25 protein-coding genes and 1 pseudogene are annotated in these 26934 nt (G+C 69.5%); 11 read left to right on the forward strand and 15 right to left on the reverse strand.

Annotation, left to right across the window (positions count from 1 at the left end; genetic code table 11):
• Positions 1-72 precede the first annotated feature (72 nt).
• The 3 genes from OGH68_RS23330 to OGH68_RS23340 form a co-directional block, all read right to left on the reverse strand.
• Positions 73-1284, reverse strand: coding sequence for a pyridoxal phosphate-dependent aminotransferase (locus OGH68_RS23330; protein WP_264246914.1), 1212 nt, complete (start codon positions 1282-1284; stop codon positions 73-75).
• A 516-nt stretch (positions 1285-1800) separates the two neighbouring features.
• Complete coding sequence (locus OGH68_RS23335; protein WP_319020236.1) at positions 1801-2034, reverse strand: chaplin; 234 nt, start codon at positions 2032-2034, stop codon at positions 1801-1803.
• Positions 2035-2327: 293 nt separating this feature from the next.
• Complete coding sequence (locus tag OGH68_RS23340) at positions 2328-2738, reverse strand: rodlin (protein WP_264246915.1); 411 nt, start codon at positions 2736-2738, stop codon at positions 2328-2330.
• A gap of 228 nt (positions 2739-2966) precedes the next feature.
• Here OGH68_RS23340 and OGH68_RS23345 point away from each other — a divergent pair, with 228 nt between their 5' ends.
• Together OGH68_RS23345 and OGH68_RS23350 are read left to right on the forward strand one after the other, a co-directional pair.
• Positions 2967-3620, forward strand: coding sequence for a vitamin K epoxide reductase family protein (locus OGH68_RS23345; protein WP_264246916.1), 654 nt, complete (start codon positions 2967-2969; stop codon positions 3618-3620).
• A 331-nt stretch (positions 3621-3951) separates the two neighbouring features.
• Positions 3952-5142 carry an IS110 family transposase gene (locus tag OGH68_RS23350; RefSeq protein WP_264241780.1) on the forward strand — a complete coding sequence of 397 codons (1191 nt, stop codon included), beginning with the start codon at positions 3952-3954 and terminating at the stop codon, positions 5140-5142.
• Positions 5143-5150: 8 nt separating this feature from the next.
• Here OGH68_RS23350 and OGH68_RS23355 read toward each other — a convergent pair.
• The 3 genes and pseudogenes from OGH68_RS23355 to OGH68_RS23365 form a co-directional block, all read right to left on the reverse strand.
• Positions 5151-5297, reverse strand: a pseudogene (locus tag OGH68_RS23355) (RdlA protein); the annotation flags it as partial.
• Between the two features lie 106 nt (positions 5298-5403).
• Positions 5404-5703, reverse strand: coding sequence for a hypothetical protein (locus OGH68_RS23360; protein WP_264246917.1), 300 nt, complete (start codon positions 5701-5703; stop codon positions 5404-5406).
• Between the two features lie 238 nt (positions 5704-5941).
• Positions 5942-6253 (reverse strand): hypothetical protein, encoded by a 312-nt coding sequence (locus OGH68_RS23365; protein WP_264246918.1) that lies wholly within the window; start codon positions 6251-6253, stop codon positions 5942-5944.
• A 453-nt stretch (positions 6254-6706) separates the two neighbouring features.
• On the opposite strand from OGH68_RS23365, the gene OGH68_RS23370 reads away from it, so the two are divergent.
• Positions 6707-7207 carry a DUF5949 family protein gene (locus tag OGH68_RS23370; protein ID WP_264246919.1) on the forward strand — a complete coding sequence of 167 codons (501 nt, stop codon included), beginning with the start codon at positions 6707-6709 and terminating at the stop codon, positions 7205-7207.
• Between the two features lie 748 nt (positions 7208-7955).
• On the opposite strand, the gene OGH68_RS23375 is transcribed toward OGH68_RS23370, so the two are convergent.
• Positions 7956-8204, reverse strand: coding sequence for a chaplin (locus tag OGH68_RS23375; RefSeq protein WP_264246920.1), 249 nt, complete (start codon positions 8202-8204; stop codon positions 7956-7958).
• Between the two features lie 867 nt (positions 8205-9071).
• Here OGH68_RS23375 and OGH68_RS23380 point away from each other — a divergent pair.
• Together OGH68_RS23380 and OGH68_RS23385 are read left to right on the forward strand one after the other, a co-directional pair.
• Entirely contained in the window at positions 9072-9656 is a 585-nt protein-coding gene (locus tag OGH68_RS23380; RefSeq protein ID WP_264246921.1) for a tetratricopeptide repeat protein, read from the forward strand.
• Entirely contained in the window at positions 9653-10927 is a 1275-nt protein-coding gene (locus OGH68_RS23385; RefSeq protein ID WP_264246922.1) for a glycosyltransferase, read from the forward strand. The genes OGH68_RS23380 and OGH68_RS23385 overlap by 4 nt, the downstream gene beginning before the upstream one ends.
• A 318-nt stretch (positions 10928-11245) precedes the next feature.
• Here the strand turns inward: OGH68_RS23385 and OGH68_RS23390 are convergent, their stop codons facing one another.
• The 5 genes from OGH68_RS23390 to OGH68_RS23410 all read right to left on the reverse strand — a co-directional run bounded on the left by OGH68_RS23390 (position 11246) and on the right by OGH68_RS23410 (position 16328).
• Positions 11246-11491, reverse strand: a complete 246-nt coding sequence (locus tag OGH68_RS23390; RefSeq protein WP_319020237.1) for a cold shock domain-containing protein — start codon at positions 11489-11491, stop codon at positions 11246-11248.
• Between the two features lie 477 nt (positions 11492-11968).
• The gene (locus OGH68_RS23395; RefSeq protein WP_264246924.1) at positions 11969-12568 is read right to left on the reverse strand and encodes a collagen-like protein; all 600 of its coding nucleotides are present in this window, start codon (positions 12566-12568) and stop codon (positions 11969-11971) included.
• 26 nt (positions 12569-12594) lie between these two features.
• Entirely contained in the window at positions 12595-12966 is a 372-nt protein-coding gene (locus tag OGH68_RS36485) for a sugar phosphate nucleotidyltransferase (protein ID WP_413471022.1), read from the reverse strand.
• 81 nt (positions 12967-13047) lie between these two features.
• The gene (locus OGH68_RS23405) at positions 13048-14664 is read right to left on the reverse strand and encodes an N-acyl-D-amino-acid deacylase family protein (protein ID WP_264246925.1); all 1617 of its coding nucleotides are present in this window, start codon (positions 14662-14664) and stop codon (positions 13048-13050) included.
• Between the two features lie 383 nt (positions 14665-15047).
• Complete coding sequence (locus OGH68_RS23410; RefSeq protein WP_264246926.1) at positions 15048-16328, reverse strand: alanine racemase; 1281 nt, start codon at positions 16326-16328, stop codon at positions 15048-15050.
• A gap of 129 nt (positions 16329-16457) precedes the next feature.
• Here OGH68_RS23410 and OGH68_RS23415 point away from each other — a divergent pair, with 129 nt between their 5' ends.
• The 5 genes from OGH68_RS23415 (at position 16458) to OGH68_RS23435 (ending at position 21108) form a co-directional block, all read left to right on the forward strand.
• On the forward strand, positions 16458-17522 hold the full coding sequence (locus tag OGH68_RS23415; RefSeq protein ID WP_264246927.1) for a sugar kinase: 1065 nt from the start codon (positions 16458-16460) through the stop codon (positions 17520-17522).
• Positions 17519-18283: an IclR family transcriptional regulator gene (locus tag OGH68_RS23420; RefSeq protein ID WP_264246928.1), complete on the forward strand. Its 765-nt coding sequence runs from the start codon at positions 17519-17521 to the stop codon at positions 18281-18283. Before OGH68_RS23415 ends, OGH68_RS23420 begins: the two co-directional genes overlap by 4 nt.
• Positions 18280-18684, forward strand: coding sequence for a RidA family protein (locus tag OGH68_RS23425; RefSeq protein WP_264246929.1), 405 nt, complete (start codon positions 18280-18282; stop codon positions 18682-18684). Before OGH68_RS23420 ends, OGH68_RS23425 begins: the two co-directional genes overlap by 4 nt.
• Positions 18685-18789: 105 nt before the next feature.
• Entirely contained in the window at positions 18790-20262 is a 1473-nt protein-coding gene (locus OGH68_RS23430) for a GntP family permease (RefSeq protein WP_264246930.1), read from the forward strand.
• 60 nt (positions 20263-20322) lie between these two features.
• On the forward strand, positions 20323-21108 hold the full coding sequence (locus tag OGH68_RS23435) for a hypothetical protein (RefSeq protein ID WP_264246931.1): 786 nt from the start codon (positions 20323-20325) through the stop codon (positions 21106-21108).
• 25 nt (positions 21109-21133) lie between these two features.
• Here the strand turns inward: OGH68_RS23435 and OGH68_RS23440 are convergent, their stop codons facing one another.
• Positions 21134-21871, reverse strand: coding sequence for a hypothetical protein (locus OGH68_RS23440; RefSeq protein ID WP_264246932.1), 738 nt, complete (start codon positions 21869-21871; stop codon positions 21134-21136).
• A gap of 212 nt (positions 21872-22083) precedes the next feature.
• Positions 22084-23424 (reverse strand): M14 family metallopeptidase, encoded by a 1341-nt coding sequence (locus tag OGH68_RS23445; protein WP_264246933.1) that lies wholly within the window; start codon positions 23422-23424, stop codon positions 22084-22086.
• A 218-nt stretch (positions 23425-23642) separates the two neighbouring features.
• On the opposite strand from OGH68_RS23445, the gene OGH68_RS23450 reads away from it, so the two are divergent.
• Entirely contained in the window at positions 23643-24950 is a 1308-nt protein-coding gene (locus OGH68_RS23450) for an Nramp family divalent metal transporter (RefSeq protein ID WP_264246934.1), read from the forward strand.
• Between the two features lie 89 nt (positions 24951-25039).
• Here OGH68_RS23450 and OGH68_RS23455 read toward each other — a convergent pair whose 3' ends face one another.
• Positions 25040-26740, reverse strand: coding sequence for a chitinase (locus tag OGH68_RS23455; RefSeq protein ID WP_264246935.1), 1701 nt, complete (start codon positions 26738-26740; stop codon positions 25040-25042).
• Positions 26741-26934: the final 194 nt, after the last annotated feature.

The following is a 26934-nucleotide window of genomic DNA, read 5'->3' on the forward strand; positions in this document are numbered from 1 at the left end:
CAGGAGACCATCCTACACTGGACTCAGTCTAAAATTGAGTGGGGTCGGAACTTTGTCAGGTCGGTGACACGCTCAGTGCTGGCTGTAACCGTCCAGGAAGCTGCCGATCCGGGTGACCGCATCCGCGAGGTCCTTCGCCGGCGGCAGTGTGACGATGCGGAAGTGGTCCGGTTCCGGCCAGTTGAAGCCCGTTCCGTGCACGACCATGATCTTCTCGGCGCGCAGCAGATCGAGCACCATCTGTCGGTCGTCCTTGACCTTGTAGACCGAGGGGTCCAGGCGCGGGAAGAGGTAGAGCGCACCCTTCGGCTTCACACACGTGATGCCGGGGATCTGCGTCAGCAGGTCGTACGCCGCGTCACGCTGCTCCAGCAGTCGCCCGCCCGGCAGCACCAGCTGCTCGATCGACTGCCGGCCACCGAGCGCTGTGGCCACCGCGTGCTGGGAGGGCATGTTGGCGCACAACCGCATATTGGCCAGGATCGTCAGCCCCTCGATGTACGAGGAGGCGTGTGCCTTGGGCCCGCACACCGCGAGCCAGCCGGAGCGGTACCCGGCGACGCGGTAGTTCTTGGAGAGCCCGTTGAAGGTGAGAACCATCAGATCGGGGGCGATCGCGGCGGTCGGGGTATGCGTGGCGCCGTCGTAGAGGATCTTGTCGTAGATCTCGTCGGAGCAGACGACGAGATTGTGGCGCCGGGCGATCTCGGTGAGGCTGCGGAGCATCTCGTCGTCGTAGACCGCGCCGGTGGGGTTGTTCGGGTTGATGACCACGATCGCCTTGGTGCGGTCGGTGATCTTGCGCTCGATGTCCGCGAGGTCGGGCATCCAGTCCGACTGCTCGTCGCAGCGGTAGTGCACGGCGGTACCGCCGGACAGCGACACGGAGGCCGTCCACAGCGGATAGTCGGGCGCGGGCACGAGCACCTCGTCGCCGTCGTCGAGCAGGGCCTGCATCGACATCTGGATCAGCTCGGATACGCCGTTGCCGAGGTAGATGTCCTCGACGTCGAGGTCGATCCCCTTGGTCTGGTAGTGCTGCATGACGGCACGGCGGGCGGAGAGCAGCCCCTTCGCGTCGCCGTATCCGTGTGCGCCGCCGATGTTGCGCAGGACGTCCTCGAGGATCTCCGGCGGGCACTCGAAGCCGAAGGCCGCAGGGTTGCCCGTGTTCAGCTTGAGGATGCGATGACCCGCCGCCTCGAGCCGCATCGCCTCCTCGAGGACCGGGCCCCGGATTTCGTAACAGACGTTTGCGAGTTTCGTGGACTGGATCACCTGCATGACGCGAGCTTACGGGCGCCGCGAAGTGATCGCTTCGAGTTTCGGGCCACGAACCCACGGTATGAATGTCCGCTTTGTTGCTTCCGGTGGCAGGGCAGCCCGGAACCCTTGGAATGCGTTCCATGAGCAGTCGGACAACCTGTGATTCAGCTGGTGGGCCACCAGATGTTGCGCTCGTCACCCCTGGGGTACCGGCGGGTGGTGGCGAACTGCACTCCGCCGACATCGAGCCGGCTGGACATCCAGCGGCGGGTGAGTGCCGGTGCGGCACGGTGGCCGGCTCCCGGTGGGGTACTGCTCGTCGAAACGAGCGAGCGGCAGGCCCCGCGAACTGTTGCCGCATTCGCCGATCACGGTCTCTGCCCCCCGCGCAGCCGTCCGTGAGAGCTGGACGCCACCGTGGTGATCGGGACCAGGCCCGTATGGGCGAGGAAACGAACAGCGGCACGGCCCCGAGGGAGCGCGTTCGCTCCTCGGGGCCGTGCCGCCAACGCGCCCAAGGGCGCGTGTGGAGTGTCAGCCGTTGATCGAGCTGTTGCCGCTCACCGGGTTCAGCAGGCCGAGCACGTTGACCGAGTTGCCCGTGAGGTTCAACGGAACGTGGAGCGGAACCTGGATGACGTTGCCGGACAGGACACCCGGGGAACCGGCGGCAGTACCCAGGGCACCCGCGTCGGCCATGGCGGGCGCGGCGCTGCCGAGCGCCATGAGGAGACCGGCGCCAACGGCTGCGGCCTTTGTGTACTTCATCTCGATCCTTTCAGCACGGGCGCTGTACGCGGTACGGCCTTCGTGCCGCGCAGCTGCATTTCAGCCATGCAGACATGCGCCTCAGCAGATCTAATAACGAATCGGTTCCCGCTGGGAAACCGCCGCACGACTACCGGTTCGAAAAGTCACTCGTATGCCCCGCGGATAATTTGTCGAACAGGTGCATGGAAATTCCGGGGAGGAAATCCACCGATTCTGCCGGAGTTCCATTGCCGCGCGGAGCTGCCCCCGTGCGCGTGCGCGCACGGGGGCAGCTCTTCGGCCTGCGGTGATCAGCGGGTGGAGGTGCCGTTCTCCGAGAGCACCGGGATGTCGCTGAGCATGTGCGACAGGGGCTCGTCACCCTTGGCCTGGGTGGAGTTCTCGACGCACTGCTGGTTCTGCGGGGCCGACAGGACCGGGATGTCCTCGACACTGACCGGAACGACGCCGACGAGGGAGCCGAGGTTGGCCTTGGCGGGCAGGCCGACGCAGGGCTTGTTGAGCGAGCCCTGGATCAGGCTCATCTGCGGGCTCATGGTGCCGTAGGTGGCGGAGTTGCCGTACTGCTGCATGGCGCCGACCCCGCTTGCGGTGGAGGTGCTCTGGTCGTCGCCGACGGCCAGAGCCTGCGGGGCCATCGCCGCGCCGGCGCCCACCATCGAAGCGGTGACCATGGCCGTCGTCAGAATGTTCTTGATCACTTGACTTGTCCCTTTTTGGTTTGAACGCGCGAACGCGGTGCAGCCTGGTCAACTGGTCCCGGGGGCTTTGGTTTCGGGTGTTCACCCGAATGCCCCAGGCGGCTCAATGTGCGCCATCGGCGGTACTGTGTTCACCCGTTTCGCCGAATGGATACTTCGCCCCGAGGGCCCCTTTCGGTTGCGGCACAATGGGCCAATCCATCGGGTCGAATGAGCGGTGAACCCAATATGACAATTACATCTGCCGGATATGTGTCCGCCGAACAGAGAGGGAGGCGGAGGGCCGTCAAGGGACCCGGCCGGAGCACGGTCGGCGCGAGTGGGGCCTTCGCCTGGATGCTGGTGGCCACCGGTGCGGCCGGGCTGGTCGCGGCGTGGGTGATCACGATCGACAAGTTCAAGCTGCTGGAGGACCCGGGCTTCACGCCGGGCTGCAGTCTCAATCCTGTGGTGTCGTGCGGCAACATCATGAAGAGCGAACAGGCGGCCGTCTTCGGCTTCCCCAACCCGATGCTGGGGCTCGTCGCCTATGGCATCGTGATCGCGATCGGGGTGGCGCTGCTCGCGGGAGCGCGGTACCGAAGGTGGTTCTGGCTGGGCTTGAACGCCGGCTCGGGGTTCGGAGTCATCTTCTGCACCTGGCTGCAGTACCAGTCGCTGTACGCGATCAACGCGCTGTGCCTGTGGTGCTCGCTGGCGTGGGTCGCCACGATCACCATGCTCTGGTACGTGACCTCGCACAACGTCCGCAACGGCATCCTGCCCGCCCCGGCCGCGCTGCGCGGCTTCTTCGGCGAGTTCACCTGGGTGCTCCCCGTGCTGCACATCGGGATCATCGGGGTGCTGGTCCTGACCCGCTGGTGGGACTTCTGGACCGGCTGACCCTCGCGTACGTGAGCACCGACGCACGCGTACGGGAGCACAACGGCAGGAGCCCCGGCAGCCTCTCGGCGCCGGGGCTCCTGCGGTGATCAGGGGGTCCTACGTTGTTCGTGGGTTGGACGGGCCGTCGTAAGGTCCAGAGGCCCAGAGACACCGGGTGTGGCTTTCAGGGGGTTGCCCTCGATGGTTCCCGCCACCTGGCCGCCCGGTGTCTCACGACGACTCGGCCGCTGATTAGGAGCTGCGAGCCCCTGCGGGTGCATCGCTGAGTAGGACCACGCTGGCGAGGTCGTCCGGGAGGACAACGCATATCGAACGACCGGAGGAACAGGTGGCCCAGATCTGGGCGGGTACGGACATCGGCAAGACGCACCATCACTGCGTGGTCCTTGACGCCGAGGGCAAGCGGCTGCTGTCGCGGCGGGTGCTGAACGACGAGCCGGAGCTGCTGGCTCTGCTCGCCGATGTGCTGGCGATCGACGAGGACGTGGTGTGGGCGGTCGACGTCGCCGACGGCATGGCCACTCTGCTGATCAACGTGTTGCTCAACCACGGGCAGCAGCTCGTCTACATACCCGGCCTGGCGGTCAACCGGGCATCCGCCGGCTACCGGGGCGTGGGCAAGACTGACGCCAAGGACGCGACCGTCATCGCCGACCAGGCCCGGATGCGACGGGACCTGACGATCCTGCGGCCGGACGACGAACGGGCCGTCGAACTGCGGATCCTCACGGACCGCCGCGCCGACCTCAACGCGGACCGCACCCGCCGGATCAACCGCCTTCGTGGCCAACTCACCAGCATTTTCCCGGCGTTGGAACGCGTACTGGATCTCGGCAACGTCGGCCCGCTGATCCTCCTGACCGGCTACCAGACCCCGGCCGCCCTGCGCCGAACCGGCCGCAGCCGACTGGAGACCTGGCTCAGGAACCGCAAGGTCCGCAGCGCCGAAGCCCTCGCCGAGGCCGCCCTCGAAGCTGCCGGGCGCCAGCACACCGCCGTCCCCGGGGAGAAGATCACCGCCCAGGTGATCCACACCCTGGCGAAGGAGGTGATGAGCCTCAACGAGCAGATCGCCGAGATCGACAAGCTCATTGCGGCCCGGTTTCGCGAACACGAGCTCGCCGAAGTGATCTCCAGCATGCCCGGCATCGGCCCCCTCCTGGGCGCCGAGTTCCTTGCCGCCACCGCGGGCGACATGAGCCGCTTCGGCAGCTCCGACCGCCTGGCCAGCTTCGGAGGCGTGGCTCCGGTGCCCCGGGACTCCGGCAACGTCAGCGGCAACCTGCATCGCCCCCGGCGTTACCACCGCGGCCTGCAGCGCGTCTTCTACACCTCCGCGCTGATCAGCATCCGCAACTGCGACGCGTCCCGCCGCTTCTACGAACGCAAACGCTCCGAAGGCAAGCGGCATACGCAGGCGGTCCTCGCCCTGGCCCGCCGACGGGTCAACGTCCTGTGGGCCCTGATCCGTGACGGACGGTGTTTCCAACGCGAACTCCCGGTCACAGTCCCGGCTTGACAACATCATTAGGAGGTGGAGGTGCCGTTCTCCGAGAGGACCGGGATGTCGCTGAGGATGTGCGACAGGGGCTCGTCGCCCTTGGCCTGGGTGGAGTTCTCGACGCACTGCTGGCTCTGCGGGGCCGACAGGACCGGGACGTCGTGAACGGTGACACAACCGGCAGCCCGATCGGATCGGTCATCTCGGTTCACTCCAACGGCCTTGTGCCGTACGGCCCGTATCGGTCGGCCGATGGCAATGAGTTACGGGAAGGGCGGATCAGCCGCCGAGCGAGACGCCGCCCAACATGGGGGTGGTCGCGGCGGCAGTCTTCACCACCTGCTTGGGCGCGTTGCCCTTGATGGTGTTCAGATCGGTGGCGACGTCGCCCGCCTGGTCAAGGACGGCCCCGGCGTGGGTGGCGTCCTCCAACTGCGGGAGGGAGGAGGCGATCTCGCCGAGACCGCCGTTCAGGCTCATGGGGGGCATGCCCGCTGAGCCGGCGGCGAACGCGGGAGTGGCCGCCCCCAGCGCTGCCACGGAACCGGCAAGGATGACAGCAGTCCTCGAGTACTTCATGTTTTCGCATCCCTCTTCCTGGCGGGGTTCTCCGCCGTCGGCAGGGAGTAACGAGCCGGGCTCGTACGGGAAACCCCTTCGATCCGGTGATTCAGTCACCCGTATGCGGACGAGTGCAGCACACGTCGCCGGGGTCCGCGGACGGTTGCGCCGCAGGTCGGGCGGCGGTCCGGGTGCCCCGCTCCGCAGCGCCCCACCGGGCGTGACGCTGCCCGCCCTTGATCGTTGACGGGTGGCATCAGGCCTTGCCCGGCCATGGCCCGCCGGGGCGGGGGCCGTTGGCGGTTGCTGTCGGTGGGCGGCCCCCGGGATCGGGCTGGGGCCAGGCGGTGTGCCGGTCGTGGAGCCAGCCCCGGCGCGGCGGGGGAGTGGGACGGACCCGCTGTTCCTCCGCCGACGGGGACGGGAACAGGGTGAGCCGTGTCCACTCCCCGTCCGGCCGACCCGGCATGGTCCGGCCCTCGGCCGCCCACTCGCGCGCCAGCTGGTCGTAGATCGGGCTGCCGCCGGGCGGCGGTGCCGCCGGTGCCGGCTCCGTTCTCGTCTGCACGCGCTGCCACTGAGCCGGAGCGGTAGTCCTTGCCATACCACGGCCAACGCGCACGCCGTATCCGAGGTCACTGCCACGCAGGTACGTTGGGGTACGGGAGGAACGGCCTTTCGAGCCCGTCGCCCAGGCGTAGTGAGATGCACCCCCTGCGAGACGTGGCGTGCCGTCGGCGTTTCCCTCCGCGCGGAACAGCCCGCTTCGGCGAACATCTTCAGTTCGCCGTTCGCCGTTCGCTGTTCGTCGCTCGCCGCCGAAGCCTTGCCAGTCGGCGAACACCACGACGACCGACTGATGTTCGAGACCTCACGGCCCCCGCCCCCTACGGCCGCACTGCACCGCCGGAACCGTCGAACGCACGCGGGACCCAGTGAGGGTCCGGCCCCCGAACCCGTTCACCCGGGCAGGTGAACGAGGCAGCGGCCGGGGGGCGGCAGGGCACTAAGGTGCCGAGCCATGACCACTGCCAAGCCCCCCAAAACGGCCGTCGACCGAGCCGAGTTGGGCACCCTCGCCCTGCTCGCCTGGACCGGTGACCCGGCCCAGGGCCACGACACGCCGTATCTGATCGCATACTCCCTCGGCGACGGCACCGGCGGCGGCGAGGCGGCGGCCGCCGCCTCCCTGGCGGTGATCGAACAGCTCGGGCTCACTACGGGCGACGTCATGCACGACCACACCGTCGTAGGCGTCTCCCCGATCCAGCTGCTCGTCCAGGGTGGCCAGGCCGTCGTCAACATGCGCTACCTGAGCGCCCAGTGCCCCGTCCCTGCCGAATGGCTGGCAGCCGCCGAACGGCGAGGCCATGTGCACTTCATGATCTCCGGACGCGCGTGGCCCGAGGCGAAGCCCGGCGTGCCCGTCACGGAGGAGATTTTGCGGGCCCACCTCGGCGACGAGGACGTGCTCAATGACACGGCCCACGTCCTGCTGCCGGTGTCCCAGCTGCGACGCTGACAGCCGACGGCCCCGCACACAGCCGCTCACCGTCGCTCGAACGCGAACGGCAGCGTACGGATCCTGTTGTCGAAGCCGGAGTCCACCGGGCCCGGACGGCCGGCCGACCGAAGTTCACTGTGCCGACCGAGCATTTCGTGGAGACTGCGCCTTCATCTCCCTCCGCACGAGATGGGCGCCGAGGCAGCAGTGGCGAGCCCCGGTGCCTCACTCGCAGCGCCGCCCACCCAGCGGCGCGACGAGCTGCACGGCGGCCCCGCGGCCACACCGCTGCAGGCCGCGCTGATTGCCCCGGTGGTGCAGAGAACCCCGTCGGCAGGTCTGCTGCTGTGCTGCGTTCGCGGGCCGGGCCTCGACCGGACGACCAGCCCTTTCGCCGCGCTCTTGTTGTCAACGCCGAAGCACCGATACGTCGCAGGAGCGAACCACCGGGGAAGGCGGCGACACGAACCGGAGCACCAGCAGTTCTGCGGTGCCCAGCGGTGAGCGGCTCCGCGACGCGGAGGCCCGCGAGGCCGCGGAGGCCTGAGACGCGGGTGGCAACCGCCGTACCGAGCGTCGAGGTACGGATCGACGGCGACGCCCGCTGTACGTCATGCGGTGCGTGGACGCGCTACGCCTGATTCAGGTCACAAGGGCAGGCCGGGAATCACCGGACGGCCCGTTCCTGTGCGGACTCATCCGCACAGACCGCGGCCTCCCCTGCGTGGTGCAGGGGAGGCCGCAGCGTTCATCAGCCGTGCGGTACTCAGATGCCGTCGCTGTTCGTGCACCCGTTGCCGAAGGCCGGGTTGAGCAGCCCGATGACACTCACCGAGTCGCCGCAGACGTTGAGCGGCACGTGGACCGGGACCTGGGCGGCGTTGCCCGAGGCGACACCCGGGGAGCCGGTGGCCGTGCCGAGCGCTCCGGCGTCGGCGGCAGCCATGCCGGCACCGCCGGCGAGGATGGCACCCGTGCCGGCCACAATGGCGGCGGCCTTCGCGATACGCGACATCAACTTCTCCTTGCAAGACGAGAGGCGGCCGCAGGGGCTGCGGCCTTGACGTCCCGTTCAACGCAGAAAACGGACGCGGGTAACGGATCGCCGCAAAGTCAGACACCAACGGTTTGGTCGACACCCTCGCGGGGGAAGCGGCCGGAGGAGACCGAGCAGGAACAACGTCGAGGGTTGCATCGACGGCGGTGCAGGCCCTCGTCGCCGAGGCCTCCGCGGTTCACGGCCGGCTGGCCCCGCGACGAGACGGACAGTATCTCGGTCGCCGGGCTGCGGGCCCGTGCGGCACCGCGACAGAGAATCCCGGGCTTTTGAGAGCAGTCGAGAGCGAGTGCGCTGGTCTCCGCCAACCCCACGCGGGGACGCCATGGTTGGTGACGAGCAAACGACCCCTCGATGTCGCCGACAGCGGATCGGAGGACTCGTGGTCCTGGCCCAGGGCGTCTGGGCCGGCGAACTGGCCGTGGCTCCAGCCGCTTTCACTGTCGGCTCATCGGATTGGCATTCGACCATGACCGCACCGACCCGAGCGATCACGATTCTGAATCCAGTCAACGAATGACTGAAGAGCTCGCCCAAGCGCCTTGTGGCTCGCCGGGATTCACGACATCGGCCTCAAAGGAGCTGTGCTCTGATGCGTACGTTCGGGTGGTATGTGTGGTCGAAGTGCCCGACAACGGGTGATGTCGTAACGGTCACCTCGTAACTTTGGTGACAATGACGGGGGTTCGGACTCCGGTCTCGTCGGCACCGCTCTCGAGACCTCGTGTCAGCCATCTGACATCGGCCGGATCCATCCCTTCCCACGCCAACTCCATGAGATGTGACCAAGTGAAACGTAGTCGATTGTGGACAGGGTTCGCCGTAATGGCAATGGTCGCCGTCGGGGTAACGGCATGGGTGGTTCTCTCCCGGCCGGCCGCGAACCCGGAATCCGAGGGAAAGTCAGCGGCCCAGACCGTTGCGAAGGCGCAGGCACTCGTGCAGGCCGGCCTTATGCAGTCGCAGTACGAGGACTTCTCTGGGGCGGCCCGCACCTTCAAGCGTGTTCTGGAGCTGGATCCGGAAAACAAACTGGCCTGGTTCAACCTGGGCGTCATCGCACAGCGTGACGGCAGGACGGCTGATGCGCGTGAGGCTTATGACAGGGCATTGGGGATCGATCCGAAATTTACGTCTGCCCTCTTCAATGAAGCGGTGCTGCTCGAGTCGAGTGATCCCGATCGGGCTGTCACGCTCCTGAAACGCGCTGTTGCCGCCGACCCGAAGGCCTCCACGGCCTACCTGCGCCTCGGGCAGGCCCTGGCGAAGAAAGGTCGCGACGACGATGCCGAGGACGCATTCCGTCGTGCCGTTGCGACCGATCCCGAGCTGCACTCTCTCGTACCGGAATCGTTCCAGGATTCCGTAAGCCCATCACCGTCAACGAGCCAAGCAGGTACCACCAGATGACGTCGACTGCGACACCGAGGTTCTCCGTCTTCACTCCCACCCACAGGCCGCGATTCCTTGATGAGTGCCTGGCGTCCCTGCAGGCGCAGACCTGCGCGGACTGGGAGTGGATCGTCCTGCTCAACAACGGCGCCCGATGGCGGCCGGAGCGCCCCGATGAGCGTGTCCGCGTGGAGATCGCGGACGAAATCCACGGCGTCGGGGCGGCCAAACGCAGGGCCTGTGAACTGGCGCGTGGAGAGATCCTCGTAGAACTCGACCACGACGATCTGCTGGCGAAGGGGTGCCTGGCTGAGCTCGCCGAGGCATTCGACGCTCATCCCGACGCTGTTTTCGTCTACAGCAACACCGCGCAGATCACCGAGGACGGAAAGCGCGACGAGACCCGCTTCAACGAGGCGCACGGCTGGCAGTACGAAGATGTGGACGTCGACGGCCGCCGGCTGATGCAAGCCATGTCCATGGACCCGACGCCGCACAACGTTTCGTACATCTGGTACGCCCCCAACCACGTACGGGCGTTCCGCAAGGACGTCTACGAAAAGGTCGGCGGATACGACGCCACCCGTACGGTCCTGGACGACCAGGACCTCATGTGCCGCCTCTTCCAAGCCGGCGACTTCCACCACATTCCTCGCTGCCTGTACCTCCAGCGGATCCACCCCGCGAACACGCAGCGCGATCCGGAGATCAACGCGCACATCCAGCGTGAGACCGTCGCCCTGTACGACAAGTACATCGAGGCCAACGCCCTGGCCTGGACCCAGCGTCGCGGACTGTACGCGCTGGACCTCGGTGCAGCCCACCGGAAGCCGCCCGGCTATCTGGGGGTGGACCAGTATCCGGGAGAGGGCGTCGACATCGTCGCGACCCTGCCCGGGAAGCTGGACCTGCCCGACAACTCGGTGGGTCTGATGCGGGCGGTGGACTTCCTCGAGCACGTGCCCGCGAAGGTGCCCCTGATCAACGAGCTGTACCGGCTGCTGGCACCCGGGGGCATGCTCCTCACCATGACCCCCAGCGCCGACGGCCGCGGCGCGTACCAGGATCCGACGCACGTGGCCTTCTACAACGAGAACTCCTTCTGGTACTACACGGACAACCAGTACCGGACCTTCGTGCCCGAGATCCAGGCCCGGTTCCAGAATTCACGACTGGTCACCTACTACCCGACCGACTGGCACTCCAAGAACAACATCTCCTACGTCGTGGCGAACCTCATCGCGGTGAAGGAGGGCGCCGCGCGGTGCGGCGGACCGCTGCGGGTCTAGGGAGGCCCCGGACATGTCCGGCAAGGCGCCCGGCGGGCTGTCAGCTCCTGCCGGGCGCCTTCTTGCCGGACGGGGCGAAGGCGCGGCGAGTGCACCGGGGCCCCGGCCGGCCGTGCTGGTCGACCACCTCGTGCACGGCCCGGCGCTGTGCCGCCGGGCAAAGGGCGGCCGCGAAGTCGGGGCCGTGCGCTCCGTGGAGCCAGGCGGTGCCCACGGTGCAGCCGGTGTGCGGCAGCGATCGGGGACGGTTGCCGACAGGACCTGCACGACGCCTCACGGACTGCCGTCCCAGCTGTTCACGCCAGGGTGGGTCGGCACTCATGGAGGGTCGTCCACTCGGGATGCCCAGCAACCAGGCTCTGTCCGGCGGACGTTCTCAGCCCGGACCCCTTCCGAGTCCGCCATGACGTCGAAGCTGACCTTGTCGCCCGTCATCAATCCACGGGCGCGACAGCACATCTGGATGGCAGAAAAGTACACAATGGCGTCCGGCTCCCCGCCGTTCCTCACGATGACACCGTACCCCTCGTCCGGGCCGAACCACTTCACAGTCCCTCTTGGCACGCCCTCAACCCCTTCAAGCAGCCGGATGTGAACTCAGGACTGCGGGTCAGGTCCTTGCGGTTCGCCCAGGCGCGACATTCCCCCATGCGAGCGAACGCGATTCCGGCCGGGAATCACGGGACAGCTCGCCGGCGATGTCGACGCACCGTCATCGGCACGGTGCGGTGCGGGCCCATGCCTGCCCTGCCGTCAGTTCTCATCGATCACGGGCATCGGATCCCATCGCTGTGCCGGCTCCGGAGGAAGCTCGGCTGCCGCGTCATGCCCACCAGCTCGACGCGGCCGCCGATGCTCTCCAAGCGGTACGCGAACGGCCGCCCATGGGGACAGCCGGAGAAGTCGACGGCGAAGCCGTCGTTCTGACAGCCGCCCGGACGGCGGGCCGGGCAGATGCCCTGAATCCGCGACGGCGCCGGAAATGCGGACGGTGCCCCGAGACCGAGGCCTCGGGGCACCGCCAATTCCTTCCGGTACCTGTTACGCGTCGTGGCAGATCGCGAAGGCGATGACCTCGCCGACGGTGGCGGAGGCCTGCCATCCAGTGGCAGGGTCGCCGACCGGCGCACTCTCCGAGACGTTGACGGCCTCGCCGATAAGGGTCTGGAACCCCTGGTAGCCGCCACCGGTGGCGACGTCGTCACCGGCGCAGAGGGCAGTCGACTGCGGCCCCTGGGGTCCGGCCACGACGTAGGTCTCAAGCGTGTCAGCACCCTGCGGGCCCTGCGCACCCTGCGCACCCTGCGCACCCTGCGCACCCTGCGGGCCCGGCGCACCCTGGAAGCCCTGCGCACCCTGCGCTCCCTGCGGGCCCTCCTCGCCCGGCACACCCGGCGCGCCCTGGAAGCCCTGCGGGCCCTGGAAGCCCCGCGGGCCTCGCTCGCCCTTCGGGCCACGGTCGCCCTTCGGGCCGCGGTCGCGGTCGGCGCTGGTGGCACTAGTGGCGCCAGCGGGGCCCGGCAGCCCCATGCTGTGCTGGGTGCCGGACCGCTGGATGGCGTCGGCGACGGCCGTCGTGCTCGGGACGACATTGAGCGCAACGGCAAGGGTCCCCGCCGAAACCAGAGTTGCGGACCTCATGCGTGAACTTCGGGTCGTTTTACGGCTCACAAGAGAACCTTCCTCACGGAACTGGAGTGATCACATCGCAAGCGTGCCCACTTCTTAAGCGCGCTTGATTCGCCTGCGTGTCGCGTCGCCCACGGCCACGGACAGGACCATCCTTCACTTTTCGGCCACCGAATGATCACGGGTTGGCCGTGTTGCGGATGAGGATCACCCGGGCGGCCGTAAAACCTCACAAGAATTCGCATACAGGTGAATGGATTTGGCGGGTGGAGACAGGCATGCCTTGGCGAGGAATCCCGCGGGCAATAGGCCATGGGCTCGTCGAAGACCGGCAGCAATTTCTTGGATACCGCCCGCTTCAACGGCCGAAGTCGCGAGCCGGTGCCGCCGGCCGGCAGAATTCCTCGCACGGCGTCACCATGGAGCTCGTAACCTGCGGACGGTCTCCACAAGCAGCACGGCTCCGGCCTGCGACACCACCGCGCGCGAGGCTATGCGGAGGCCGCGCGGCGTACGGACCGGCCCGCGAGCACGTCCGTGCGGGCCCCGTCGTCGATGACGAACCGGCCGTCGATCAGCACGTACGGAATGCCCACCGGCAGCGTGCGCGGCTCCGCGAAGGTCGAGCCCGCCGCCACCGTCTCCGGGTCGAACAGCACCAGGTCGGCGCGGTAACCCTCGCGGACCAGGCCGCGGTCGGGCAGCCGCAGCCGGGCGGCCGGCCGCGAGGTCAGGTGCGCCACGGTCTCCTCCAGCGACAGGATGCCCAACTCGCGCGCGTACCTGCCCAGGTACTGGGGGAAGGTGCCGTATGCCCGCGGATGCGGTTTGTCGCCCTGGAGGATGCCGTCGCTCCCGCCGGTGTGGACCCGGTGGCGCATGATCTGGCGCACGTTCTCCTCATGGCCCACGTGCTGCAGGATCGTCGAACCGAGCCGGTCCTCCATCAGCAGCCGCCGCGCCGTCACCCACGGCTCCTCGCCGCGTTCGTCGGCCGACTGCCGGATCGTCCGGCCGACATGGCCCGCGACGGCGGGGTTGCTCACGCCCGAGATCTCGATCGTGTCCCACTCGATCGGCACACCGTGGCAGCCGTCGGAACCGACGACCTCGAGGTGGTGCCTGATCCTCTCCGCGGTCTCCTCGTCCCGCAGCCGCGCCAGCACCGCGTCGGGCCCGCCCTCGCCCGCCCAGCTCGGCAGCATCGCCACGAGCGTGGTGCAGCCCGGGGTGTACGGGTACGTGTCGAGGCTGATGTCCGCGCCGCCGTCCAGCGCGTCGTCCAGCAGCGCGAGCAGATCGGGCGCCTTGCCCTTGTTCACGCCGAAGTTCATGGTGGCGTGCGCGAGATGCAGGGCACAGCCGGCCCGGCGGGCGAGGTTCACCATCTCCTCGTACGCCTGGAGCGCGCCGGCGCCGTAGGAACGGTGATGGGGGCAGTAGTAGCCGTCGTAGCGGGCCACGACGTGGCACAGCTCGGCGAGTTCCGAGTCGTCCGCGTACATGCCGGGCGTGTACGTCAGCCCCGAGGACATGCCGACCGCGCCCTGCTCCATGCCCTCGGCCACCAGTTGCTTCATGCGGCTGAGCTCGGCGTCGGTGGGCGGCCGGTCCTGCCAGCCCATGGCGTGCATCCGGACGGTGCCCTGCGGGATCAGATACGCGGCGTTGACGGCGATGCCCCGGCCGCCGAAGTTCCGGTCGAGACGGTCCAGGTACTCGCCGACCGTGCGCCAGTCGAAGTCGATGTCCGACCCGTCACCGTTCCAGCCGGTGATCGCCTTGCGCACGGCGGCGAGCGTCGTGTCGTCCACGGGCGCGTACGACAGGCCGTCCTGCCCGAGCACTTCGAGGGTCACACCCTGGGCCGCCTTCGCGGTGTGCTCCGGGTCGCGGAGCAGCGCGAGATCGGAGTGGGCGTGCATGTCGATGAAGCCGGGGGAGAGCGCGAGGCCGTGGGCGTCGAGCGTCCGTCCGCCTGTCGGCGCGGGCGCTCTGCCGTCCCTGCGTATCTCGGCGATACGGCCGTCCTGGATACCGACGTCGGCACGGTACGAGGCGCCGCCGGTGCCGTCGATGACGCGGGCGTCGCAGATGACGAGGTCCATGGGGCGCCTTTCGGGGGTGCGGTCGTGCGGCTTGCGGGTGCGGGTGGGCTGCGCCTGCGGCGGGCTCGTCCCCCTCCCCGCCCCTCCCTGCTGTACCGATGTGCGGCTCCGCCGCGTGGCGGGGCAGGTTCCGGGCCCCGGTACCACGCTTTCGCGCGGTGGCCTCAAACGCCGGCCGGGCTGGACTTCGCTGCGCGAAATCAGCCTCGCGGGGGTACGCCCCCTACGCCCGGCGGCTGGAAGGTGCCCCCACCCACGGCGGCCGGGCCGTAGGGGGAGTTCGAGGCGCGGGGGTCCGGTGGGGGTCCCCCTCAGGCCGCCAGGCCTAGGGAGGAGCCCCCGGTTTCGGGAAGCGGGCGGGGTGGGGAACGGCTCGCGCAGCGTCAGAAGAAGGTGCGGACGAAGTCCGACACCGCGCCGTCCGCCTCCACCACCGGAATCAGCTGCCACTTGTCGAACGACGTGCACGGATGCGACAACCCCAGCCCCACCCAGTCGCCGACCTCCAGCTCCGTGCCGCCCGGCGTCGTCCGGAGCCAGCCGTGCTGGTCGGAGAGGCCGGTCACCGTGATGCCGTCGGCCGGGCGGGTCTCGCCCGTGCGGGCGGAGCGGACGACCTGCGCCTTCGGGAGGTCGAGGTCGTACGCGGCGTCCCGCTTGCCCGCGTTGACGAACGCCTGCTCGTCCGTGGGGCGTGAGACCACCTGGGCCCACAGCCGGAAGGCGGGCTGGAGCGCCCCCTCCTGCGGGACCCGGTTGAAGGGCGTGAGGTGCCGGTAGTGGCCGTCGTCGTGCGAGACGTACGCGCCGGAGCGGAGCAGCTTCAGGACCGGGGCGGAGAGCTCCGGGATGTCCGCGAAGACGTCGGCGACCGCGTCGAACCACGCGCTGCCGCCCGCGCTGATCACGATCTCCTCCACACCCCCGAAACGCCCGGCCTTGTCGAAGTCCGCGGCCAGGGCGACGAGTCTGCGCAGCCAGGCGTGCACGCGGTCGCCGTCGGCCTGCGGGACCTCGCCCTCGTAGCCGGCGACGCCGACCAGGCGCAGTGTCGCCGGCCGGGCGGCGACCGCGTCGGCGACGGCCGCGCAGTCGGCCTCCGTGCGGGCTCCGGTGCGGGCACCGTCACCCGCGCCCAGCTCGACGACGACGTCCAGCGGGCGGGACACTCCGCGCAGAGCCTCGTTCATCAGCTCGACGCCGCGGACGGAGTCGACGTAGCAGATGAACCGGCATTCCGGGTCGGCGTCGAGTTCTCCGGCGATCCAACGCAGGGCGGCCGCGTCGACGACCTCGTTGGCGAGGAAGATCCGGCGGATCCCGTAGGCGCGGTAGACGCGGGCCTGGTGGGGGACGGCCGCGGTGATGCCCCAGGCGCCGTACTCGAGCTGGCGTGCGAAGAGCTGCGGGGACATGGACGTCTTGCCGTGCGGGGCGAAGGCGAGGCCGTGGCGCTCGGAGTAGGTCTCGAGCAGTGCCAGATTGTGTTCGAGGGACTCGGCGGACAGGGCCAGAACGGGAGTCGTGAAGCCGCCGGTGAAGAGATTGCGGCGGGAGGCTGCGAGCTCGCCGACGGTGAGGCCGGCCGCGTCGGGCGGGAGCGCCTTGAAGCGGTGGTCGACCGGTTCGTCGGCGAGCTGTGCGACGGCGTCGTCGGCTGCCATGGATGCCCTCCTCTGTGGCGTTGCGACATGTGCAACACCCATTGCGTATTTCGCTTACCGCTGTCTAACATCCGAGCCGACGCGGGGTCAATGGGCCCGGCGACCGACCAGCGAGGAGCCCCCGCGATCATGACCGCGAGCGTGCACGGACCCGTGGACGTCGTCTGCCTCGGCGAGTCCATGGTCACGTTCCTGCCCACCCGGGCGGGGCGCCTGGCCGACGTGCCGTCGTATCTGCGCGGCATCGGCGGCGCGGAGACCAACGTGGCCTGCGCGCTCGCGGCCGCCGGCCATCGCACCCGCTGGGTGGGCCGGGTCGGCGCGGACGGTTTCGGTGAGTACCTGGTGGAGGCCATCGGCGCGTACGGGGTGGACACGTCGGCGGTGGCGCGTGACCCGTCGCGCCCGACGGGTGTCTACTTCCGCACGGCGACCGACCGTGCGACGGACGCGCACGAGGTCGTCTACTACCGCGCCGGTTCGGCGGCGTCGGCGATGTCCCCCGCGATCGTGCCGTACGACGCCCTGTGGTCGGGCCGGGTGCTGCACGTCTCGGGCATCACGGCCGCCCTGTCGCCGGACTGCCTCGCCCTGATGCGCGACCTCACGGCCCGGCGCGAGGACCGCCCGCTGGTCTCGTTCGACGTGAACCACCGCCCCGGGCTGTGGCGCGACCCGGCAGCGGCCCGGGTCCTGCTGGACCTGGCCCGGGGGGCGGACGTCGTGTTCGTCGGCGAGGACGAGGCGGAGGAGGCGTGGGGCCTGCGGGGCCCGGACGCCGTCCGCGAGGCGCTGCCGGAACCGGCTGTGCTGGTCGTGAAGCGCGGCGCGGCGGGGGCGGTGTCGTTCACCACCACCACCACCACCACCAGCACCAGCACCACCGGCACCGGCGACGCCGTCGCCCGCGCCCCCGCGCCCCGTGTCACCGTCACCGCCCCCGTCGGCGCCGGTGACGCCTTCGCCGCCGGGTTCCTGGCCGCGACACTGCGCGGACTCGGCGGGCGGGAGCGGCTTCGGCACGGGCACCTGTGGGCGGCCGCAGCCCTCACCGTCCCGGGGGACCTGGCGCCGCCGCCCGCCGCCGCGCACGCCGACCGGCTCGTCGCCCTGGACGACGACGCCTGGGGGAGACTGCACCTCGGCCCCGGGTGGACAGGGAACGGGGACGATCAGGAGGTACGTACGCCATGAGCCAGACCGTCGACCGCGCACTGAGCATCCTTCCGCTGCTCGCGGAAGGCCCGGCCGACCTCGGACAGGTCGCCGACCGCCTCGGAGTCCACAAGTCCACCGCGCTGCGGCTGCTGCGCACACTCCACGAGCACGGTCTCGTCTACCGCCAGCAGGACCAGCGCTACCGCCTCGGCGCCCGGCTGTTCGCGCTGGCGCAGGAGGCCGTCGAGAACCTCGACGTACGCGAGATCGCCCACCCCCATCTCGTCGCCCTCAACGAGCAGATCGGGCACACCGTCCATCTCGCCGTGTACGAGGAGAGCGAGGTCCTCTACATCGACAAGGTCGAGAGCCGCTACCCGGTACGGATGTACTCCCGTATCGGCAAGCCCGTCGCGATCACCGTCGCGGCCGTGGCGAAGCTGCTGCTGGCCGACCTGCCGGAGGCGGAGCGGCGCGCCGTCGCCGAGAAGCTCGACTTCCCCATGTACACGTCCCGTTCGATCCCGAACGCCGCCGCCTTCCTCAAGGAGCTGGCGACCGTGCGCGAACAGGGCTGGGCCACCGACCTGGGTGGCCACGAGGAGTCCATCAACTGCGTCGCGGCCCCCATCCGCGGCGCGGACGGCCGGGTCGTCGCCGCCATGTCGGTGTCCGCACCGAACGTCGTCGTCACGGCCGACGAACTCCTCACCCTCCTCCCGCTGGTGCGCCGCACCGCCGACGCCATCACCCGGGAGTACTCAGGACAGACACCCCGACAGGAAGCACGCCCATGACCGAGAAGACAGCCCTCACCCCGAGCACCCACACCGCTCCGCCCGCCCGGTTCTCCCACGGTGTCCGCAAGGGCAACATCCTCCAGGTCGCCGGACAGGTCGGCTTCCTCCCCGCAGTGGAGGGCCAGGCGCCCACGCCGGCCGGCCCGACCCTGCGCGAACAGACCCTCCAGACCTTCGCCAACGTCAAGGCGATCCTCGAGGAGGGCGGCGCGAGCTGGGACGACGTGATGATGATCCGCGTCTACCTCACGGACACGGCCCACTTCGCCGAGATGAACGAGATCTACAACGAGTACTTCGCCGGCCTGACGGTGGCCCCCGCCGCCCGTACGACCGTCTACGTCGGCCTCCCGGCCGGACTGCTCATCGAGATCGACGCCCTGGCAGTCCTGGACTGATCCCTCTGTACCGGCAGTTGCACGGCACGGCGCTCCTTCCCCAGGCGCCGTGCCGCGATCCCCCTTGCCCGGAACCGCGAAACCGCCTGAAACGGATGCTCCCCCATGTTCCTCGCCGCTGACGCGCCCCCACCACCCACTCCCCACACGGGAGGACTGCTCACGCTCATCGACGGCACCGTCGGTCTGCTGACCGTCGCCGCCCTCGGTATCGCCCTGCTCCTCGTCCTCATCATCAAGGTCCGGCTCCAGCCGTTCGTCGCGCTGCTCGCGGTGTCCATAGCCGTCGGACTCGCCGCCGGGCTGTCCGTCACCGAACTCTTCGGAACGGTGCAGAAGTCGGCGGTCGTCTCCGTCATCGAGTCCGGCATGGGCGGCATCCTCGGCCATGTCGCCATCATCATCGGCCTGGGCACCATGCTGGGCGCGATCCTCGAGGTCAGCGGCGGAGCGGAGGTCCTGTCCTCCCGGCTGCTGGGGCTGTTCGGAGAGAAGCGCGCCCCGCTCGCCATGGGCCTCACCGGCCTGATCTTCGGTATCCCGGTCTTCTTCGACGTCGGCATCTTCGTCCTCGCGCCGATCGTCTACGCGGCGGCCAAGCGCTCCGGCAAGTCGATCATCCTCTACGCGATGCCGCTGCTGGCCGGTCTGTCCATGACGCACGCCTTCCTGCCGCCGCACCCCGGCCCGGTCGCCGCCGCCGGTCTGTTCGACGTCTCGCTCGGCTGGGTCATCCTGATGGGCATCCTCGTCGGCCTTCCCGCCGTCGTCGCCGCCTGGGGATACGCCGCCTGGATCGGCAAGCGGCTGTTCGTCGAGGTCCCGCAGGACATGCTGGAGGCCGCCCAGGACGCCAAGGCCGCCGTCGCCGCCGAGCAGGCGGCCGCGGGCAGGCAGCCCCAGGAGGCGCCGGTCGCGCTCGGTACCGTCCTCACCATCATCGGTACGCCGCTAATCCTGATACTCGCCGCGACGTTCTCCTCCATCGCGCTGGACGAGTCGACGCTGCGCTCGGTCGTCGAGTTCTTCGGCAACCCGTTCGTCGCCCTGACGATCGCGCTGGTCATGGCGTACTGGCTGCTGGGCATCCGGCGCGGCTGGTCGCGCAAGTCTCTCGAGTCGGTGTCGACCCAGTCCCTGAAGCCGGTCGGCAACATCCTGCTCGTCGTCGGCGCCGGCGGCGTCTTCGGCGCGGTCCTCAAGGCGAGCGGTGTCGCACAGGCGCTGTCCGACACCTTCAACGACGTCGGACTGCCGGTCGTCGTCCTCGCGTACCTGATCTCCCTGGTGCTGCGCGTCGCCCAGGGCTCGGCGACGGTCGCGATCGTCACCACGGCCGGCATCGTGCTGCCGCTCGTCGAGAACGCCGGTCACTCGCAGGCGTTCCTCGCACTGGTCATCATGGCCATCTCGGCCGGCTCGATCTTCGCCTCGCACGTCAACGACGGCGGATTCTGGATCGTCGCCAAGTACTTCGGAATCTCGGAACGCGACACGCTCAAGTCGTGGACGGTCCTCGAGTCGGTGCTCTCGGTCGCCGGCTTCGTGGTGGCCGCGGCGCTGAGCCTGGTCGTGTAGCGGGCGGAGTACGGGGGAGGGGCTGGGCGGGCCTCTCCCCCGCGCCTCTAGAGTCGGCGTGTGCCGACATACGAACATGTGCGTGACTGGGTCCGGGGCAAGTACGGCCCGCGGTATGCCGAACGGCGGATCACGGATCTCGGGTACGCCTACTCGGTCGACAGCCAGCCCGACGCGGCTCTCGCCGGCGACACGTCCGCGGTGACCTACGGCAACGGACCGGACCTCGTGGTGAAACGCACCGGCGCCGTCTGGCAGTTCGGGTCCAGTCCGGTGATGCTGCCGCTCTACGCAGCCCGGTCGGAGGACGAACTCCGCCGGTCGATGGCCGCCTTGCTGCCGGGGGTGGACCCGGACCGGCCTCACGAGACCGTCCCGCAGCAGTGGTCGGCTCCGCCTGGGTCCCCGTATCCGCCGCCCCCGCCCGCAGGCCCTCCGGCGTACGCGCCGGGGGCACCCGCGTCCGCGTATCCGCCGTACCCGCCCGCCGGGCCGTACCCGCCCGCCGGGCCCGCGCCGATGTACCCGACTGCCGGTCCTGCCGGGCCGTATCAGCAGGCGCCCGTCATGCCCGAGTTCGTGGCCGCCGATGTGCACCACGCCGTTCTGGTCGACGCCACCGGGATCTCCTTCGACCAGCGGGACGTCGTCACCGACTTCACCTGGCACGACATCCAGGCCGTCCACCACACCGTCCGCGGGCTCTGCCTACTGGTCGGCGTCACGCACCGGAACGGCATGTTCTACGAGTGCCGCGTCGGCGCGAGGCGCCAGGCACGGCTCCGGGAGCGGGCCGCGCAGCTGGCGCAGGTGCTCCACTACTACCGGCCGGGCACGGGAGTGTGACGAACCGCGCTCCGGCCGGGTGCGGTCAGCCGAGGCAGAGGACGAGAAGGCAGACCTCCGTGGGCGAGGTGCTCGCCGTCTGTGCCGGGGGTGCCTGCGGCTCGTCGGCCGCCGGGGCGGAGGTGGCGGGCGGCTGCTCGGCGGGTGCGGCCGGCGCCGTCGTGGTGGGTTGCGCGACGGGGGCCTCCGGGGCCTGTGGCACCTCCGACACCGTGCGCACCGTACGGACCGGGTTCGATGCCGGGGCCGTGGGGGCGGTCGCGGTCCGCTGCCGTGGGACGGCCGGCGTCGTCGCGGCCGGCGCGGGCGGCTGCGGCGCCCGCGACGCGCGCTCCAGCGGCTGCTGCGTCGACGACATGGCGGCCCGGTGCGACACGGCGGCGTCCGGGACCGTCGTGTCCGGTGCCGCGGCCGCGTGCGCCTGGTCCTTGCCGGACTCCGACGGCAGGGCGGCCACCGTGAGCGCGCCGCCGACGAGCGCGATCGCCGTACCGGCGGCCGCCCGTCGCTTGTTCTTTTTCCAGCGGGCCAGTTGCCGCCGCCGGGCCGCCCGGCCCTGGGCGTTCTGGCCGGCGGGCACGCTGTGCGGGGGGCCGGCCGGCGGGACGGCCGGTGCCTCCGCGATGCCGTACGGCTCCTCCGCCGGGGTGGTCGCCCCTGCGGACAGCACGGGCGACGGGGCTATGTCCGGTGCGTACGCGCCGCAGCCAGGGCACACCAGGGCCCCGTTGAGGTGCCGACGGCAGGTGGAGCAGTAGTCCATGTTCTTCTTCCTGTGCTGACTGCGCCGCCGGGAGGGCCCTGACGTCGGCGCCCTTTCACGAGTGCGTGCTGGGTCCGGTCGGCGAGCCACGCTAACGGCCGGTCCCGTAGGCCGTGCGCAGCCCTTGTGACGCTTTTGGAAAGATTGGCGGCGGGCCCCATGGGCCCGCCGCTCACCCGCACCCGTCCGGGCAGGACCGGGCGGGCCTCAGGTCAGGAGCAGTACTGCTGCTCCTTGCCGATGGACCGGTACATGCAGTCGGAGTTCTCCAGCAGTTGGAGCACCGCGTCGCGGTTGCGGCTGGTCTCGCGCTCGATCACCTCGTCGGGCGGGTAGAAACCGCCGCCGCCCCAGCCCGACGGGTACATCTCGAAGGTGTAGCCGAAGATCCGCTGGTCTCCCCACAGCCAGTCGTCGATCGACCCGTCGGTGATGTAGAGGTCGCTCGACTGCTCGGCCGTGTATCCGTTGCTGGCGCCCATCTTCCGCCCGACGGCGGCGAAGGCGTCCCGGTCGTCCTGGGTCATGCCGGGCGCCGTGTCCGAGTACGTCCAGCCGTACGGCCAGAGCACCAGCTCGCTGTAGGTGTGGAAGTCGATGCCCGTGGCGATCTGCTGCTTCCCGCCGACGACCCGGCTGCGGACGAAGTCGGCGACGACCTTCACCTCGGGCGCGGACTCGGCGGCCCGGCCGCGGTAGGTCTCGGAGCCGGGCGAGCCCGAGGAGCCGCCGCAGCAGCCCCACTTGTAGTCCCAGTTGCGGTTCATGTCCGTGCCCACGTACGAGGAGCCGGAGTTGGGCTGCCGGTTCTTGCGCCAGCTGCGGTAGTTGCCGGTGGCGATGTCGTACTCGCCGCCGTCCGGGTTGAGGTCCGGGACGATCCAGATCTCGCGTCCGTTGACGGCGTTCGTGATCCGCGTGTCGCTGCCGTAGTCCTCGCCGAACTCGCGCAGCAGGTACAGCGCCATCTCGACGGTGAGGTGTTCGCGGGCGTGCTGGTGGTGGGTGAAGAGGACCTCGGGCTCGTTCTCGTCGGCCGCCACGTTGTCGCTGATCTTGACGGCGACGATGTCGCGGCCCTGGTAGCTCTTGCCGATGACGCGCTTGCTCATGATCTCCGGGTGCTGCGCCACGCGCTGGTTGATCTCCGCCGTCATCTCGGCGTAGTTGTGGTAGCGGGAGTCGGCCGACGGGAAGTCGAACGGCTTCACGTCCGCCGCCGCCCTGTGCTGCGGCGGTGCGGGCAGCGCCTCGAGCGTGTGCCCGAGGGCGCGCAGCCGCTCGGCCTGCGCGGCGTCGGCGCTGACGACGACGGTGTGGTCGTCGGCCTCGTCGATCGACACACCGGTACGGGCGATGGCGGTCCGGTCGGCGGCCGTGTCGGGTCCGTGGATCAGGTACTGCCTGGTCTGCTGCCGTTCCTCGGTCGCGGCCGGAGGCGGCCGGTCGGCGGGGGGTGAGGCGCTGGCGCTGATGGGCGCCGCCACGGCGAGCGCGAGGACGGCCGCGAGGGTGGCGGCCTTCCCGCGGTTCGCCCGGATGCGAAGTCGCATGCTGTCTCCTGGGTGGGGAGTTGTGGGGGGTGTTCCAGTAGCGACGTGCGGATGGGGCGTGTTCGTGCACATCGTCGTGGCATGACATGGACGGGTCAAGGGGATGTTTGGTCAATCGGTCCGGGGCCGATGCAATGGACACACCCCTTGCGCGATCACCCGCGCACCGCTTTGGTGACACCCGTCACACCCGGGACGAGTGGGAAGGCGGAAACGCCATGGCAGGCACGACCGAACACAGCGCGGACGAGGCGCTCTCCGTACCGCGCAAGTCGAGTTGGAAGTACATCGGGCCCGGGATCGTCGTCGCGGCGACCGGTGTCGGGGCCGGAGACCTGGTCGCGACCCTCATCGCGGGCAGCAAGTTCGGATACACCCTGATGTGGGCCGCGGTCATCGGCTGCATCGTCAAGATCTCGCTCGCCGAGGCGTGCGGACGATGGCATCTGGCGACCGGGCGGACCCTCTTCGAGGGCTGGCGCTCCCTCGGCAGGTGGACGGGCGTCTACTTCGCGATCTACGTGGTCGTCTGGGGATTCGTCTACGGCGCCACCGCCATGTCCTCCAGCGCCCTGCCGATCGTGGCGCTCTGGCCCGACGGGCCGGACCTCAAGGTCTGGGCCGTCGTCACCGGCCTGATCGGCCTGGTCTTCGTCTGGTTCAACCGGTACGCCGTCTTCGAGAAGGTCATGACGGTGCTCGTCGGTGTGATGTTCGTGGTCGTCGTGTACGTCGCGATCCGCGTCAGCCCCGACATCGGCGCGTCCTTCGCGGGTCTCGTACCGGTGCTGCCGGACGGGTCACTGCTGTACACACTGGGCCTCATCGGCGGCGTCGGCGGCACCATCACCATGGCGGCGTACGGCTACTGGGTGAACGCCAAGGGCTGGACCAACACCGGCTGGATGAAGGTCATGCGCCTCGACAACCGCGTCGCCTACATCACCACCGGCGTCTTCGTCGTCGCGATGCTGATCGTCGGCGCCGAGCTGCTGCACGCCTCCGGCGTCGCCCTCAACAAGGGCGACAGGGGGCTGATCGACCTCGGCGGGGTCCTCGAGGACAAGTACGGGGCGACGACCGCCAAACTGTTCCTGATCGGCTTCTTCGCCACGTCGTTCTCGTCGCTGATCGGCGTGTGGCACGGCGTGAGCCTGATGTTCGCCGACTTCGTCGAGCGGCTGCAGCGCGACCGCAAGGGCGTGCCGGCCGACGAGGGCACGGTCGAGGAGGTGGCGGCCGGCCAGAAGGAGCATTCGCTGCCGTTCCGTGCGTACCTGCTCTGGCTGACGTTCCCGCCGATGGCGCTGCTCTTCCTGGACCGGCCGTTCGGGCTGGTCATCGCCTACGGCGTGCTCGGAGCGTTCTTCATGCCGTTCCTCGCGGCCACCCTGCTCTGGCTGCTCAACTCCTCCCGCACCCCGGCCGAGTGGCGCAACGGCGCCCTGAGCAACGTGATGCTGGCGGCGGCGGGACTGCTCTTCGTCGTGCTGTGCGTGCAGCAGGTGCGCGAACTGCCCTGGTAGGGCCGGACGGGCACAGCCCACGGCCGGGCCTTCGCCGGCGGGGGAGCGGCGGCAGAGGCCCGGCCAGGGGGTCGGGGAATGTGCGGGGGTTACGGCAGGTTGTGGACGTGCGGGCCGACCGCGTTGGACCAGGCGTTGCCGGCCGTCGCGTCCCAGTTGGTGGACCAGGTCATCGCGCCCCGCAGGCCCGGGTAGGTCTTCGAGGGCTTGAAGGAGCCGCAGTTCGTGCCCCGGGTCAGGCAGTCGAGGGCGTTGGTCACGATGGTCGGGCTGACGTAGCCGCTGCCCGCGCCGCGGGTGGATGCGGGGACGCCGATGCCGACCTGGGAGGGGGCGAGGCCGCCTTCCAGCTGGATGCAGGCGAGCGCGGTCAGGAAGTCGACCGAACCCTGCGAGTAGACCTTGCCGTCGCAGCCGAGCATCGATCCGCTGTTGTAATACTGCATGTTGACGACGGTGAGGATGTCCTTCACGGCCAGCGCCGTCTTGAAGTACTCCGTGCCCGTGTTCTGCATGTCGATGGTCTGCGGCGCCATCGTCAGCACCAGCGAGGAGCCGGCCTTCTGCGACAGCTGGCGCAGCGCCTTCGTCAGGTACGTCGAGTCGATGCCGTGCTCCAGGTCGATGTCGACACCGCTGAAGCCGTACTCCTGCATCAGCGCGTAGGCGCTGTTCGCGAAGGCCGTGGCGGACGCGTCACTGTTGATGGTGACGTTGCCCTTCTCGCCGCCCACCGAGATGATCACGGACTTGCCGGCGGCCTTCTTCGCGGCGATGTCGGCCTTGAAGTCGGCGACGGAGGCGTATCCCACGGCCGGGTCGAGGTTGAAGACGATCTGGCCCGGCGTGGCCGTCGAGTCGGCGAACGACACGGCGATGATGTCGTACTGCGACTGCACGTCGCGCAGCTTCTGCACGGTGGCGCCGTTGTCGAAGTTCTGCCAGTAGCCGGTCAGCGCGTGCCTGGGCACCGACGGGTTCGGGTCCGGGTCGCCGCTACCGCTCGTACGGCCGGTGACGGCCGCCGACTTCGCCGACTCGCCGGCGGCGTTCGTGGCGGTGACCTGGAACCGGTACGAGGTGTCGGCCGTCAGGCCCGTCACTGTCGCCGAGGTGCCGGAGGCCGACTGGACCTTGGTGCCGTCACGGTAGACGTTGTAGCCGGTCGCGCCCGAGACCGCGCCCCAGCTCAGGGCCACGGAGGAGGACGTCACGGCGCCCACGGAGGGTGCGCCGGGCGCTGCCGGGACCACCGGATCCGGATCGGTGCCGCCACCGCCGTCGGGGCCGAAGACGCTCACGTCGTCGGCGTAGTAGGCGGCCTGCCCGTACCAGCCGTGCAGGTAGACGGTCACCGAGGTGGTGTTAGAGCCGGTGGTGAACGAGGTGGCGAGCTTCGTCCAGCTGCTGCCGCCGGGCGTCCAGGTGGACACGTCGGTCGTCCCGGTCCCGCTCGCGCCCAGGTAGACGTAACTGCCCTGGACCCATGCGCTCAGTGCGTACGTCGAGTTCGGTTTCACCGCCACGGTCTGGGAGCACTTGGCGTTGTCCTGACCGGCGGGCGTGGCCTTGAGGGCGGACGCCCCGCTGCGTACGGGGGAGGAGGCCGTGGCGCCGCTGCCGCCGGAGCAGGTCCAGTTGGCGAGACCCGACTCGAAACCGGCGTTCTTGGCGACATTGACGTCGGCCGCCTGTGCGGTCCCTGCCGTGCCCATGAGGGTGAGTCCGGTACCGACGGCGAGCGCCAGACCGGCGCCGAGCCATCTCCGTGAGCGTGTGGTGCGGTCCACTTGCGGCCTCCGGTGGGGGAGTTGGGGGGTGGGGCGGGGGGCTTCGTACGGTGGCCACCGTTCGGCGTAAAGCTGGTCCAGACCAATAGGGTTGTCAAGACCTCTGGCAGTGATTGGTCCCCTGTCCGGTGTTCTCTGCCCGGGCCCTCGTCGCTAGAGTGCTCATGCAGAAACACGGAGTAGCGGACACGGAG

This window comes from Streptomyces peucetius, from assembly GCF_025854275.1.
GTDB classification, from domain to species: Bacteria; Actinomycetota; Actinomycetes; order Streptomycetales; family Streptomycetaceae; genus Streptomyces; species Streptomyces peucetius_A.

What these genes read in the sequence shown, in the direction of transcription:
- OGH68_RS23330 (WP_264246914.1), bottom strand. Translation starts at nt 1,284, where the DNA reads ATGCAGGTGATCCAGTCCACGAAACTCGCAAACGTCTGTTACGAAATC.
- OGH68_RS23335 (WP_319020236.1), bottom strand. Translation starts at nt 2,034, where the DNA reads ATGAAGTACACAAAGGCCGCAGCCGTTGGCGCCGGTCTCCTCATGGCG.
- OGH68_RS23345 (WP_264246916.1), top strand. Translation starts at nt 2,967, where the DNA reads ATGACAATTACATCTGCCGGATATGTGTCCGCCGAACAGAGAGGGAGG.
- OGH68_RS23360 (WP_264246917.1), bottom strand. Translation starts at nt 5,703, where the DNA reads ATGAAGTACTCGAGGACTGCTGTCATCCTTGCCGGTTCCGTGGCAGCG.
- OGH68_RS23370 (WP_264246919.1), top strand. Translation starts at nt 6,707, where the DNA reads ATGACCACTGCCAAGCCCCCCAAAACGGCCGTCGACCGAGCCGAGTTG.
- OGH68_RS23375 (WP_264246920.1), bottom strand. Translation starts at nt 8,204, where the DNA reads ATGTCGCGTATCGCGAAGGCCGCCGCCATTGTGGCCGGCACGGGTGCC.
- OGH68_RS23380 (WP_264246921.1), top strand. Translation starts at nt 9,072, where the DNA reads ATGGCAATGGTCGCCGTCGGGGTAACGGCATGGGTGGTTCTCTCCCGG.
- OGH68_RS23385 (WP_264246922.1), top strand. Translation starts at nt 9,653, where the DNA reads ATGACGTCGACTGCGACACCGAGGTTCTCCGTCTTCACTCCCACCCAC.
- OGH68_RS23395 (WP_264246924.1), bottom strand. Translation starts at nt 12,568, where the DNA reads ATGAGGTCCGCAACTCTGGTTTCGGCGGGGACCCTTGCCGTTGCGCTC.
- OGH68_RS23405 (WP_264246925.1), bottom strand. Translation starts at nt 14,664, where the DNA reads ATGGACCTCGTCATCTGCGACGCCCGCGTCATCGACGGCACCGGCGGC.
- OGH68_RS23410 (WP_264246926.1), bottom strand. Translation starts at nt 16,328, where the DNA reads ATGGCAGCCGACGACGCCGTCGCACAGCTCGCCGACGAACCGGTCGAC.
- OGH68_RS23415 (WP_264246927.1), top strand. Translation starts at nt 16,458, where the DNA reads ATGACCGCGAGCGTGCACGGACCCGTGGACGTCGTCTGCCTCGGCGAG.
- OGH68_RS23420 (WP_264246928.1), top strand. Translation starts at nt 17,519, where the DNA reads ATGAGCCAGACCGTCGACCGCGCACTGAGCATCCTTCCGCTGCTCGCG.
- OGH68_RS23425 (WP_264246929.1), top strand. Translation starts at nt 18,280, where the DNA reads ATGACCGAGAAGACAGCCCTCACCCCGAGCACCCACACCGCTCCGCCC.
- OGH68_RS23430 (WP_264246930.1), top strand. Translation starts at nt 18,790, where the DNA reads ATGTTCCTCGCCGCTGACGCGCCCCCACCACCCACTCCCCACACGGGA.
- OGH68_RS23440 (WP_264246932.1), bottom strand. Translation starts at nt 21,871, where the DNA reads ATGGACTACTGCTCCACCTGCCGTCGGCACCTCAACGGGGCCCTGGTG.
- OGH68_RS23445 (WP_264246933.1), bottom strand. Translation starts at nt 23,424, where the DNA reads ATGCGACTTCGCATCCGGGCGAACCGCGGGAAGGCCGCCACCCTCGCG.
- OGH68_RS23450 (WP_264246934.1), top strand. Translation starts at nt 23,643, where the DNA reads ATGGCAGGCACGACCGAACACAGCGCGGACGAGGCGCTCTCCGTACCG.